We start from the raw sequence: 12,203 nt of genomic DNA on the forward strand, positions 1-12,203 counted from the left end.
GGCCGGTGGTGCCGGCGCGGCCGCGCACGCCGCGCGCGCCGCCCCGTCGACGACCCCGCTGCCGCCCGGCGCGCCGGCCCCGTTCGACGACGAGGCCACCTGACCCGGCGCACCCGTCCCGCCCCCTCCTGCACGGGCCACCCGCCCCCGACCGTCAGAATGGACCCATGGCCTCCGGCTCCCCTCGCATCTTCTCCGGGATGCAGCCCACCTCCGACTCCCTCCACCTCGGCAACTACCTCGGCGCGCTGACCCAGTGGGTCGCGCTGCAGGAGTCCTACGACGCGCTGTACTGCGTCGTGGACCTGCACGCGCTGACGGTGGCGCCCGACCCGGCGGCGCTGCGCGAGCGCACCCGGCGCACCGCGGCGCAGTACCTCGCCGCGGGCGTGGACCCGGAGCGCTCCATCCTGTTCGTGCAGTCGCACGTCGCGGAGCACGCCGAGCTGGCCTGGCTGCTGTCCTGCCAGACCGGCTTCGGCGAGGCCGGCCGGATGACGCAGTTCAAGGACAAGTCGGCCAAGCACGGCGCCGAGGGCACCACGGTCGGGCTGTTCACCTACCCGATCCTCATGGCGGCGGACATCCTGCTGTACGACACGGCGCTCGTGCCGGTCGGCGAGGACCAGCGCCAGCACCTCGAGCTGACCCGCGACCTGGCCGAGCGGCTGAACAAGCGGTTCGGCGACGGCACCGCGGTCGTGCCGGACGCGCACATCGTCAAGGCCACCGCCAAGATCTACGACCTGCAGGACCCGACGGCGAAGATGAGCAAGTCGGCGTCGAGCCCGAACGGCATCATCGAGCTGCTCGACCCGCCGAAGACCGTCGCCAAGCGGATCCGGTCGGCGGTCACCGACACCGGCTCCGAGATCCGGTTCGACCGGGAGAACCAGCCCGGCATCGCCAACCTGCTGACGATCTACTCGGCGCTGACCGGCCGCGAGGTGGAGTCGATCGTCGCCGACTACGAGGGCAAGGGCTACGGCCACCTCAAGGTCGACCTGGCGGACGTGGTCGTCGAGTTCCTCGCCCCGTTCCAGGAGCGCGTGAACGGCTACCTGGCCGACCCGGCCTCGCTGGACGCGGTGCTCGAGGACGGTGCCGAGCGGGCCCGGGCCATCGCGCGCGGCACGCTCGACCGGGTCGCGGACCGGTTCGGTCTGCTGCCCCGCCGCCGGACCGCATGAACCCCACCGGGCCGTTCGCCGACGAGCTCCGCATCGGCGTCGCGGTCTCCGTCCCGGAGCCGTACGCCGGCGAGCTCCAGGCGGCGCGCGCCCGCGTCGGCGACCCCGCCGCCGACCTGATCCGGCCGCACATCACCCTGCTCGGCCCGACCGTCCTCCCGACGGCCGCGCTGCCGGACGCGGAGGAGCACCTGCGCGCGGTCGCGGCGGCGCACGCGCCGTTCACCGTGCACCTGCGGGGGACCGCGACCTTCCGGCCGGTCTCGCCGGTGGTGTTCGTCCAGGTGGTCGAGGGGATCGCGTCGTGCGAGCTGCTCGAGGTCGCCGTCCGGTCGGGGGTGCTCGACCAGGAGCTGCGGTTCCACTACCACCCGCACGTCACCATCGCGCACGAGGTGCCGGACGACGCCCTGGACCGCGCGTTCGCGGACATGGCCGACTTCGAGGCGCGGTTCGACGTCGCCGAGATCCACGTGTACGAGCACGGGGACGACGGGATGTGGCGGACGATCGGGGCGTTCCCGCTCGGGGGCTGACGCCCGGTGCGCCGGCCGCGTCGCTGCGCCGGCCGCCGCCCGGGTCCGCGGCGCCCGCGGGGCGCTGACCGGCGGCGACGCCCCCGCTCGGGATGCCGAGCCGCCGCGCGGTCCCTAGGGTCGTCGGCATGGGAGTCCCGGCCGAACCGCAGGGCGCCGGGCGGGCGCACGCCGCCGCCGCGAGCGCGGAGGACGTCGCCGCCGGCAACCGGCACGACGTCGGGGCCCGGGTGTACCCGGGCGGGTTCGCCGGGCTGGTCGCCCGCGGCAAGGCCGTGCTCGCCTGGTGGCAGCGCACCCGGGCCGCGCGGGCGAACGCCCGGTTCGGCGAGGCGGGCGGCGGCGTCCTGACCGGCGGCATCGCCTACGCCACGATCTTCTCCGTGTTCGCCGGGCTCACCATCGGCTACTCGGTGTTCATGGCCGTGCTCGGCAACAACGAGGCGCTGCGGCAGACGGTCCTGGACACGATCGACGCCAACCTGCCGGGGCTGGTGATGACCAGCAGCGACGACGAGACGGGCGTGATCGACCCGGACTCGCTCCAGCTGAGCACCGGCGTGGGCGTCGCCGGGCTGGTCGCGTTCGTGGTGCTGCTGGTCAGCGCGATCTCCGCGATGGCGGCCCTGCGCACGGCGGTCCGGGCGATGTTCGCGGCCGAGAGCGCGGGCGGCAACGCCGTCACCGGCAAGCTGCGCGAGCTCGGCGGGTTCGCCGGCATCGGCCTGGCCATCCTCGTCTCCGCGCTGCTCAGCATCGCGACCACCACCGCCGCCGACTGGGCGCTCAGCGCGCTCGGGCTCGACGGGTCGACGGTCGGCTCGCTCGTGCTGCGCGGCGCGGGCATCCTCGTGGCGTTCGTCGTCGACGCCGGGACGTTCGTGCTGATCGTGCGGGTCCTCGCGGCGCAGCACCCCGCGTGGCCGGACCTCCGGCAGGGGATGCTCGTGGCCGCGGTCGGGCTCGGGGTCGTGCGGGTGCTGGGCACCTCGGTCGTCGCAGGCTCCGCCGACCGGAACGCGATCCTGGCGTCGTTCGCGGTGATCGTGACGCTGCTGATCTGGATCAACCTGATCGCCCGCATCGTCCTCCTGGCCGCCGCCTGGACGGCGGACCCGCCCGCGCCCGAGCCCACCGCGACGGACGACATCCCCGCCTGACCCCCACCTCCCGAGATGGCGGGCTCGCGGGCTGGTGGGCCGCCGGACTCGCGGGCGTGCCGGGGCTGGCCGCGACACGCCGGGGTCGGTCCCCAGGGGGCGGCGCGAATCGAGCGAGCACGCGCCTAGGCGCGGGACGGTGGGGGCATGCAGCCCGACATCGCGCCCGACACCGGCCTCCCCGCGGTGCTCTCCTGGCGCGAGGCCCGGCGGGCGGAGGTGCTGCCCGCGCTGCGAGCCGGCTACGTGCCCGCGGCCCGCGGGGTCCGGGTGGTGCGCGGCGCCGACCCCCTCGACCCCGACGTGCGCACGGCCGTGGCCATGGCGGCGGTGCATCCGGACGTGACCCTGGGCGGCTGGGCGGCGGTGCGGCTGCACGAGCAGGCCCGCCTCGCCGCCGGCGGCGAGCGACCGACGCCGGCGGCCCGGCGCGGGGCCGCCCCACGACGCGACCGTCAGGAGCCCCCGGTCCTGGACGGCCGGCCCGTCCACGGCCGGGCAGGCGAGCTGCTTCCGGTGCTGCTCCTGGCGCCCCCGGAGGTCCGGCTCCGCGCGGGACCGGGGCGTCGACTGGTCCGCAGCCGGGTGCTGCCCGAGGAGCGCGTGCGGATGTCGGGGCTCTGGGTCACGAGCCCGCTGCGGTCGGCATTCGACCTGGCCCGGTTCGGCCGACATCCCGATGCCGTCGTGGGGCTGGACCGGATGCGCGCGCTGGGGCTGGTCCGGCCGGGCGATCTGGCCGAGCTGATCCGCGAGCGGCCGCGGTGGCGAGGGAGCGCGGAGGCACGTCGTGCGCTCGCCGCGTCGGCCGACGGCGTCGAGTCGCCGCAGGAGTCGCGGATGCGGCTCATCTGGCTCGCGGCGGACCTGCCGGTGCCACGCTGCAACCCGGTCGTCCTCGACGCGGACGGCCGGTTCGTCGCGCGGGTCGACCTCCTCGACGAGTCCAGCGGCGTCGTCGCTGAGTACGACGGCGCGGTGCACAGCGCGGCCGACCGCCGCAGCGCGGACGCCCGGCGGCAGGAGCGGCTGCAGGCGCTGGGCCTCGAGGTCCTGTGCGCGACATCGGTCGACCTCGCCACCCCGACCGCACGCGCCCGCTGGCAGGGGCGTGCCCGGGCCGCGCGGGAGCGTGCCCTGGCGCGGCGCGGGTCCGCGCTGTGGCGCACGGCTCCCGCCGCGCAGTGCGAGGAGGTCGGGCGCCGGCCTGCCAGCGCCTAGCCTCGGCACGTGAGAGACACGGGTGGCCCGCGCGCCGGGGGACGGCCGGGCGACGTCGGGCGCGACCTCGCGCGCGGCCTGCTCGACGGGCTCGTCGAGATCGCCCTCACCGTCACGGCGGTGCTCGTCGTCGTCGGCGGAGGCGCCGGCGTCGGCTACGCCCTCGCCGGCGGCTGGGGCGCGGTGCTCGGGGGCGCCGTCGGCGTCGTGGCCCTGTGGGCATCGGCTACGTCGTCCTGCTGCTGTCCGGGGTCTCGCTCGCCGTGCGGCTCGGAACCCGCCGCGACGGTGGAAGGTCGTGACGGACACGCCGACGGCGTGTCCGTCACAACGTTCCACTGTCAAAAGGGCACCCCGGGGCCGCAGCCGGGCACGGGGGACGGGCACCGGGCGTCCGGGCACGGGGGACGGGCACCCGGGCGCCCGGTCACGGTCCCGGCCCGGGGACGGGAACGGCCCGGTCCCCCCGTGCAGGGGGACCGGGCCGTCGCGGTGCCGAGGGTCAGAACGCGCGGGTGATCATCGCGCGCTTGACCTCCTGGATCGCCTTGGTGACCTCGATGCCACGCGGGCAGGCCTCGGTGCAGTTGAAGGTGGTCCGGCAGCGCCAGACGCCCTCCTTGTCGTTGAGGATCTCCAGGCGCTGCGCGCCGCCCTCGTCGCGGCTGTCGAAGATGAACCGGTGCGCGTTCACGATCGCGGCCGGGCCGAAGTACTGGCCGTCGGTCCAGAACACCGGGCAGGACGACGTGCACGCCGCGCACAGGATGCACTTGGTGGTGTCGTCGAACCGGGCGCGCTGCTCGGGGGACTGGAGCCGCTCGCGAGAGGGCTCGGTGCCGGTGGTGATGAGGAACGGCATGATCTCGCGGTAGGAGGCGAAGAACGGCTCCATGTCGACCACGAGGTCCTTGATCACGGGCAGGCCCTTGATGGGCTCGACGGTGATCGGCTTGTCCGGGTTGAGGTCCTTGAGCAGGGCCTTGCACGCGAGCCGGTTGCGGCCGTTGATCCGCATGGCGTCGGAGCCGCAGACGCCGTGGGCGCAGGACCGCCGGAACGTCAGCGAGCCGTCGGACTCCCACTTGATCTTGTGCAGCGCGTCGAGCAGCCGGTCGGTGCCGTGGGCGGTGACCGTGTGCTCCTCCCAGTACGCCTCGTCGCCGTGCGTCTCGGGGGTGTAGCGGCGGATCTTGAGCGTGACCTCGAACGACGGGATCTCGCCGGCCTTGGGCTCGGCGGCGGCCGAGCGCTCTGCGACAGCAGTCATCAGTACTTCCGCTCCATCGGCTGGTACACGGTGGTCACGACGGGCTTGGTGCCCAGGAGCACGACCGGGCGGCCGGGCCCCGGCGGCGGGACCTCCTCGCCCTTCGGCGCGGAGAGCGCGGGGGAGTCGACCGGCACGCCGGGCTGCCGGCGGTAGGCCATGGTGTGCTCCATGAAGCCGGCGTCGTCGCGCTTCGGGTAGTCCTCGCGGAAGTGCCCACCGCGGGACTCGCGCCGGTTGAGCGCCCCGACGACGACGGTCTCGGCGATGTCGAGCAGGAAGCCCAGCTCGATCGCCTCGATGAGGTCGGTGTTGAACATCCGGCCCTTGTCCTGGACGGACACCCGCGTGTAGCGCTCCTGGAGCACCTGGATGTCCTGGAACGCCTGGCGCAGCGACTCGGCGGTGCGGAACACCTGCGCGTTGGTGTCCATGGTCTGCTGCAGCTCGCGGCGGACGTCGGAGACGCGCTCGCCCTGGGGGCGGTTCCGCATGTCCTCGAGCTGGGCCACGACCGCGTCGGCCGGGTCGGCGGGCAGGTCCACCCACGGCGCCCCGGCGGCGTACTCGGCCGCCGAGATGCCGGCGCGCTTGCCGAACACGTTGATGTCGAGCAGCGAGTTGGTGCCGAGCCGGTTCGAGCCGTGCACGGACACGCAGGCGACCTCGCCGGCCGCGTACAGGCCCTTCACGACGTGCGTGGTGTCGCGGAGGACCTCGCCCTCGACGTTGGTCGGCACGCCGCCCATCGCGTAGTGCGCGGTCGGGTACACCGGCACGGGCTCCGTGTAGGGCTCGATGCCGAGGTAGGTCCGCGCGAACTCGGTGATGTCCGGGAGCTTCGCGTCGATGTGCGCGGGGTCGAGGTGGGTCAGGTCGAGCAGGACGTAGTCCTTGTTCGGCCCGGCGCCGCGGCCCTCGCGCACCTCGTTGGCCATCGACCGGGCGACGATGTCGCGCGGCGCGAGGTCCTTGATGGTGGGGGCGTACCGCTCCATGAACCGCTCGCCGTCGGCGTTGCGGAGGATGCCGCCCTCGCCGCGCGCCGCCTCGGAGAGCAGGATGCCGAGCCCGGCCAGGCCGGTCGGGTGGAACTGGAAGAACTCCATGTCCTCCAGCGGCAGCCCGCGGCGGTAGGCCAGGGCCATGCCGTCGCCGGTGAGGGTGTGCGCGTTCGAGGTGGTCTTGTAGATCTTGCCGGCGCCGCCGGTCGCGAGGACCACGGACTTGGCGCGGAACACGTGGATCTCGCCGGTCGACAGCTCGTACGCGACGACGCCCGAGACCGCGACGTCCTCGCCCTCGGGCACCTCGCGGCCGGTGAGGTCGTGCGTGAGGATCAGGTCGAGCACGTAGAACTCGTTGAAGAACGCGACCTCGTTCTTGACGCACTGCTGGTAGAGCGTCTGCAGGATCATGTGCCCGGTGCGGTCCGCGGCGTAGCAGGCCCGGCGCACGGCGGCCTCGCCGTGGTTGCGGGTGTGGCCGCCGAACCGGCGCTGGTCGATCCGGCCCTCCGGCGTGCGGTTGAACGGCAGGCCCATGCGCTCCAGGTCGAGCACCGCGTCGATGGCCTCGTTGGCCATGATCGTGGCGGCGTCCTGGTCGACCAGGTAGTCGCCGCCCTTCACGGTGTCGAAGGTGTGCCACTCGGGGTTGTCGTCCTCGACGTTGCCGAGCGCGGCGCACATGCCGCCCTGGGCCGCGCCGGTGTGCGAGCGGGTCGGGTACAGCTTCGAGATGACCGCCGTGCGGGTGCGGGCGGACGACTCGAGGGCGGCGCGCATCCCGGCGCCGCCGGCGCCGACGATCACGACGTCGAACTGGTGGGTCTGCATCGGGGTCGATGCCTCCAAGCGAAAGCGGGGGTGCGAGATGAGGGCGTCAGGCGGTGCAGAACGACGGCAGCAGGTCCGCCGGGCTGTTCGCGGGGCACGGGTCGAAGGTGAAGATCACCAGCGTGCCGAGCACCACGACGACGGTGAACGCCGTGTACAGCGCGAGCTTGAGCACGAGGCGGGTGCCGTCGCGCTCGGCGTAGTCGTTGATGATCGTCCGGACGCCGTTGGTGCCGTGGATCATCGCGAGCCACAGCATCAGCAGGTCCCAGATCTGCCAGAACGGGGACGCCCACTTGCCGGCGACGAACCCGAAGTCGATGGCGGAGATGCCCTCGCCGGCGACCAGGTTCACGAACAGGTGGCCGAAGATCAGCACGAGCAGCACGACGCCGGACGCGCGCATGAAGACCCAGCCGTACAGCTCCCAGTTGCCGCGCGAGGTCCGGCGGCCCGGCCCGGCGCCGCGGGTGCGGGGGGCGGCGATCGTGGTCATCACTCGCCTCCGAAGACGTGCATCAGGTGCCGCGGCAGGAAGCCCGCCATGGTCACGACGAACAGGCCGAGCACGACCCAGAGCATCACGCGCTGGTACTTCGCGCCCTTGGACCAGAAGTCGACCAGGATGATCCGGATGCCGTTGAAGGCGTGGAACACGATGGCGGCGACGAGGCCGGCCTCGCCGAGCCCCATGATCGGGTTCTTGTAGGTCCCGATGACGGCGTTGTACGCCTCGGGGGAGACCCGCACGAGCGACGTGTCGAGCACGTGCACGAGCAGGAAGAAGAAGATGAGCACGCCGGTGATCCGGTGGGCGACCCAGGACCACATGCCTTCGCGGCCGCGGTAGAGGGTGCCGCCGGGGATCCGCTTGGCCGTGGGGGCGGCGTCGTCGCGGGCTTCGGCAGGCGCAGTGGGCACGGGTGGCCTCCTGGCGAGTTCGGGCGGGACTGCTGTGTCCGGTCCGATCACTGTAGTGATCGTGCACTGGGTCACCCTGCCGTCGGGGGCCAGATCGCGCCCGATGTGATCAAGCGCACACGCCGGACGGGACCTGGGTCCCTGGTCGGGAAGGCGTGCCGACGCGGCCACCCGCTCGGGTGACGGCGGTGCGGCAGCGGCCCGGTTCCTCCCGATACGCTGCCCGCCATGTCGAGCCCCGCCACGCCCGCGTCGCCCGCGCAGCCCCGCCCGATCGACGGCTTCCACGCCGTCGTGCCCGCCGGGGGAGCCGGCACCCGGCTGTGGCCGCTGTCCCGGCAGGGCTCGCCGAAGTTCCTGCACGACCTGACCGGCACGGGCCGCACGCTGCTGCAGGGCACCGTCGACCGGCTGCTGCCGCTCACCGGGCGGGACGGCGTGTTGGTCGTGACCGGCGTGCGGCACGCGGAGGCCGTCGCGGCCCAGCTGCCCGAGCTCGGGCCCGGTCAGGTCGTCGCCGAGCCGTCCCCGCGCGACTCCATGGCCGCCATCGGCCTGGCCGCCGCGATCCTCGCGGAGCGGCACGGCCCGGACGTCGTCCTCGGGTCGTTCGCCGCCGACCACGTGATCGACGACCTCGACGGCTTCTGGTCCGCGGTGACCGAGGGGGTCGCCGCCGCGCGCGCCGGCTACGTCGTCACCATCGGGATCGAGGCCACCGAGCCGTCGACCGCGTTCGGCTACATCCGGGCCGCCGACGCGCTCGGGGCCGAGGGCGCGCCGAGCGCGCGGCACGTGGCCGGGTTCACCGAGAAGCCGGACGCCGAGACCGCCGCCGAGTACCTCGCCACCGGCGACTACTGGTGGAACGCGGGCATGTTCCTCGTGCGGGCGGGCGTGCTGCTCGACCACCTCGCCCGGCAGCTGCCCCCGCTGGCCGCCGGCCTCCGCGCGATCGCCGCCGCCTGGGACGACCCGGAGCGCCGCGAGGCCGCCCTCGCCGAGACCTGGCCCGGGCTGACCAAGATCGCCATCGACCACGCCATCGCGGAGCCGGTCGCGGCGGCCGGCGGCGTCGCCGTGGTGCCGGGCTCCTTCACGTGGGACGACGTGGGCGACTTCGACTCGCTCGCGGCGCTGCTGCCGGCGGTCGGCGTCGACGGCGGGCGCACGCTGGGCGACGACGCGCTGGTGCAGCGGCTGGACGCCGCGGGCGCCGTCGTCGTGCCGGGCGCCGGCCGGGCGGTCACCGTGCTGGGCGTCCGGGACGCCGTCGTGGTGGACACCGCGGACGCGCTGCTGGTCACGACGCGGGCGCACGCGCAGGCGGTCAAGCAGGCCGTCGACGGCTGGCGCGGCCGGGGTCGCGACGACCTGCTCTGACGTCCCGCGGCACCCGCGGCCGTGGTCGCGGACCTGCCGCCACCTGCGCGGACGGCTAGGGTCGGGAGGGTGATCGTCGACGCCACCCGGGTCAGCCAGCTCGTCGCCACCCTGCAGCCCGAGCTGGTGGAGATCCGGCGCGACATCCACGCCCACCCCGAGCTCGGCCGCACCGAGCAGCGCACGACCCGGGTGATCGCGGAGCGGCTGCGGCTCGCCGGCCTGTCGCCGCGGCTGCTCCCCGGGACCGGCCTGACGTGCGACATCGGCCCGAGCCCCGTGGAGACCGGCCGCCGCCGGATCGCGCTGCGCGCGGACATCGACGCGCTGCCGGTGCAGGAGACCACCGGGCTGCCGTACGCGTCGACGGTGCACGGCGTCGCGCACGCCTGCGGCCACGACGTGCACACCACGGCGCTGCTCGGCGCCGGGCTGGTGCTGGCCGAGCTGCACGAGGCGGGCGAGCTGCCCACCGGCGTGCGCCTGGTGTTCCAGCCCGCCGAGGAGGTGCAGCCGGGTGGCGCGCTCGACGTTCTCCAGGCCGGCGCGCTGGACGGCATCGGCCGGATCTTCGCGCTGCACTGCGACCCCAAGGTCGACGTCGGCCGGATCGGCAGCCGGATCGGCCCGATCACCTCGGCCTCCGATGAGATCACCGTCGTGCTCACCGGCCCCGGCGGGCACACCTCGCGCCCGCACCTCACCGCCGACCTCGTGTACGCGCTCGGCCAGGTCATCACCCAGGTGCCCGCGGTCCTCGGCCGGCGGCTCGACCCGCGCTCGGGCGTCAACCTCACCTGGGGCGCGGTCCAGGCGGGCTCGGCGCACAACGCGATCCCGGCGTCGGGCTCGGTGCGTGGCACGCTGCGCTGCCTCGACGTCCGCGCCTGGGAGAAGGCGTCCCAGGTCCTGCACGACGCGGTGGAGCAGGTCGTCGCCCCCTACGGGGTCGAGGTCGAGGTGCGGCACCAGCGCGGCGTCCCGCCCGTGGAGAACGACGAGCGGGCGGTCGCGGTGCTCGAGGCCGCGGCGCGCGACGTCCTCGGCGAGGAGTCCGTGCAGCTGACCGAGCAGTCGCTCGGCGGCGAGGACTTCGCCTGGTACCTCACCCGTGTCCCCGGCGCGATGGCCCGGCTGGGCACCCGGACGCCGGGCGGCCGGACCTACGACATCCACCAGGGCGACCTGGTCGTCGACGAGCGCGCGATCGCCGCGGGCGCCGCGCTGCTCGCCCGGGCGGCGCTGCGCGTCGGCGCGACGCCCGGGGGCTGACGCCGCTCGGCGGGGCCCGCTGGGCCGGTCGGGTGATCCGGGGCGCGGACGAATGTTCCAAGTCAGTAACGAAGGGCCCGGGAGAGTGCTCCGTAACACAGTCGTCACCTGCGCGTGGCTAGTGTTCACGGCGAACACCGGACGACCCCGACCGTCCCGCGCGCAGCGTCGCGCGCGGTGACCGGGCGGGCCTCAGCGGACCGGTCGACGACGAGAAGCAGGAGCATCGCGTGAAGAAGATCATCCGTGCGGCCGCCCTCACCGGGGCTGTCGCGCTCGCCCTCGCCGCCTGCGGCAGCGCGCCGGAGGAGTCCGACAGCACCGCCGGCGGCGGCGGCGACACCGGCGCCTCCGACTTCAAGGCCTGCATGGTCTCCGACTCGGGCGGCTTCGAGGACAAGTCCTTCAACCAGTCCGGCGCCGAGGGCCTGGACCGCGCCAAGGCCGACCTGGGCATCGAGGAGGTCAAGGTCGAGTCGACCGCCGAGACCGACTTCACGCCGAACATCGACTCGCTGGTGCAGCAGGACTGCAACCTCATCATCGGCGTCGGCTTCCTGCTCGAGGACCCGATCCAGGAGGCCGCCGAGGCCAACCCGGACATCGAGTTCGCGCTGATCGACTCCGCGTTCACCGACGCCGACTTCAACCCGGTGACGCTGGACAACGCCAAGCCGCTGCTGTTCAACACGCAGGAGGCCGCGTACCTCGCCGGCTACGTCGCCGCGGGCACGTCCACCACGGGCACCGTCGCCACCTTCGGCGGCATCCAGCTCCCGTCCGTCTCGATCTTCATGGACGGCTTCGCCGACGGCGTCGCCAAGTACAACGAGGACAACGGCGCGGACGTCAAGGTCCTCGGCTGGGACAAGGAGGCCCAGACGGGCTCCTTCACCGGTGACTTCGAGAACCAGACCAACGGCCAGAACCTGGCCAAGGGCTTCATCGACCAGGGCGCGGACGTCATCATGCCCGTCGCCGGCCCGGTCGGCCTCGGCGCCGCCGCCGCCGCGCAGGAGGCCGGTGACGTCGCGATCGTCGGCGTCGACGCGGACTGGTTCGAGACCTCGCCCGACTACTCCTCGATCATCCTGACCTCGGTCATGAAGGAGATCGGCCAGGCCGTGTACGACACGGTCAAGGAGGCCTCCGAGGGCAGCTTCTCCTCCGACCCGTACGTCGGCACCCTGGAGAACGAGGGCATCGGCATCGCGCCGTTCCACGACTTCGACGCGAAGGTGCCGGCCGAGGTCAAGACGGCCGTCGAGGACCTGAAGGCCCAGATCATCTCCGGTGACCTGGTCGTGGAGTCCCCGAGCCAGAACTGACACCAGCGCCGGGGGGGGGGGGGGGGGGGGGGGGGGGGGGGGGGGGGGGGGGGGGGGGGGGGGGGGGGGGGGGGGGGGGGGGGG

11 protein-coding genes are annotated in these 12,203 nt (G+C 74.0%); 7 read left to right on the forward strand and 4 right to left on the reverse strand.

Going from position 1 to position 12,203, the window contains the following annotated elements:
* Nucleotides 1-167 precede the first annotated feature (167 nt).
* The 4 genes from trpS to AC3WUG_RS18195 all read left to right on the forward strand — a co-directional run bounded on the left by trpS (nt 168) and on the right by AC3WUG_RS18195 (nt 4,107).
* Complete coding sequence (trpS, locus tag AC3WUG_RS18180; RefSeq protein ID WP_492328950.1) at nt 168-1,190, forward strand: tryptophan--tRNA ligase; 1,023 nt, start codon at nt 168-170, stop codon at nt 1,188-1,190.
* A complete protein-coding gene (locus AC3WUG_RS18185) occupies nt 1,187-1,726 on the forward strand; it encodes a 2'-5' RNA ligase family protein (RefSeq protein ID WP_492328951.1) in 540 nt (179 codons plus the stop codon). The genes trpS and AC3WUG_RS18185 overlap by 4 nt, the downstream gene beginning before the upstream one ends.
* Before the next feature lie 128 nt (nt 1,727-1,854).
* Nucleotides 1,855-2,886: a YihY/virulence factor BrkB family protein gene (locus AC3WUG_RS18190; RefSeq protein ID WP_492328952.1), complete on the forward strand. Its 1,032-nt coding sequence runs from the start codon at nt 1,855-1,857 to the stop codon at nt 2,884-2,886.
* A gap of 147 nt (nt 2,887-3,033) precedes the next feature.
* Nucleotides 3,034-4,107 carry a putative endonuclease domain-containing protein gene (locus AC3WUG_RS18195; protein WP_492328953.1) on the forward strand — a complete coding sequence of 358 codons (1,074 nt, stop codon included), beginning with the start codon at nt 3,034-3,036 and terminating at the stop codon, nt 4,105-4,107.
* A gap of 502 nt (nt 4,108-4,609) precedes the next feature.
* Here AC3WUG_RS18195 and AC3WUG_RS18200 read toward each other — a convergent pair.
* The 4 genes from AC3WUG_RS18200 to sdhC are packed head-to-tail and all read right to left on the reverse strand — an operon-like array spanning nt 4,610 to nt 8,082.
* Nucleotides 4,610-5,377: a succinate dehydrogenase iron-sulfur subunit gene (locus AC3WUG_RS18200; protein WP_166942903.1), complete on the reverse strand. Its 768-nt coding sequence runs from the start codon at nt 5,375-5,377 to the stop codon at nt 4,610-4,612.
* Nucleotides 5,377-7,215: a succinate dehydrogenase flavoprotein subunit gene (gene sdhA / locus AC3WUG_RS18205; RefSeq protein ID WP_492328954.1), complete on the reverse strand. Its 1,839-nt coding sequence runs from the start codon at nt 7,213-7,215 to the stop codon at nt 5,377-5,379. The genes AC3WUG_RS18200 and sdhA overlap by 1 nt, the downstream gene beginning before the upstream one ends.
* A 46-nt stretch (nt 7,216-7,261) precedes the next feature.
* Complete coding sequence (locus AC3WUG_RS18210; protein ID WP_147795869.1) at nt 7,262-7,711, reverse strand: succinate dehydrogenase hydrophobic membrane anchor subunit; 450 nt, start codon at nt 7,709-7,711, stop codon at nt 7,262-7,264.
* Nucleotides 7,711-8,082, reverse strand: coding sequence for a succinate dehydrogenase, cytochrome b556 subunit (gene sdhC / locus AC3WUG_RS18215; RefSeq protein ID WP_308160927.1), 372 nt, complete (start codon nt 8,080-8,082; stop codon nt 7,711-7,713). Before sdhC ends, AC3WUG_RS18210 begins: the two co-directional genes overlap by 1 nt.
* A 282-nt stretch (nt 8,083-8,364) precedes the next feature.
* Between sdhC and AC3WUG_RS18220 the strand changes: the two genes are divergently transcribed.
* The 3 genes from AC3WUG_RS18220 to AC3WUG_RS18230 all read left to right on the forward strand — a co-directional run bounded on the left by AC3WUG_RS18220 (nt 8,365) and on the right by AC3WUG_RS18230 (nt 12,119).
* Entirely contained in the window at nt 8,365-9,519 is a 1,155-nt protein-coding gene (locus tag AC3WUG_RS18220) for a mannose-1-phosphate guanylyltransferase (RefSeq protein WP_492328955.1), read from the forward strand.
* 69 nt (nt 9,520-9,588) lie between these two features.
* Nucleotides 9,589-10,791 carry an amidohydrolase gene (locus tag AC3WUG_RS18225; RefSeq protein ID WP_492328956.1) on the forward strand — a complete coding sequence of 401 codons (1,203 nt, stop codon included), beginning with the start codon at nt 9,589-9,591 and terminating at the stop codon, nt 10,789-10,791.
* A gap of 230 nt (nt 10,792-11,021) precedes the next feature.
* A complete protein-coding gene (locus AC3WUG_RS18230) occupies nt 11,022-12,119 on the forward strand; it encodes a BMP family lipoprotein (RefSeq protein WP_492328957.1) in 1,098 nt (365 codons plus the stop codon).
* Nucleotides 12,120-12,203 lie beyond the last annotated feature (84 nt).

It is taken from the genome of Cellulomonas sp. EB106-03-03-XG116 (assembly GCF_058792015.1).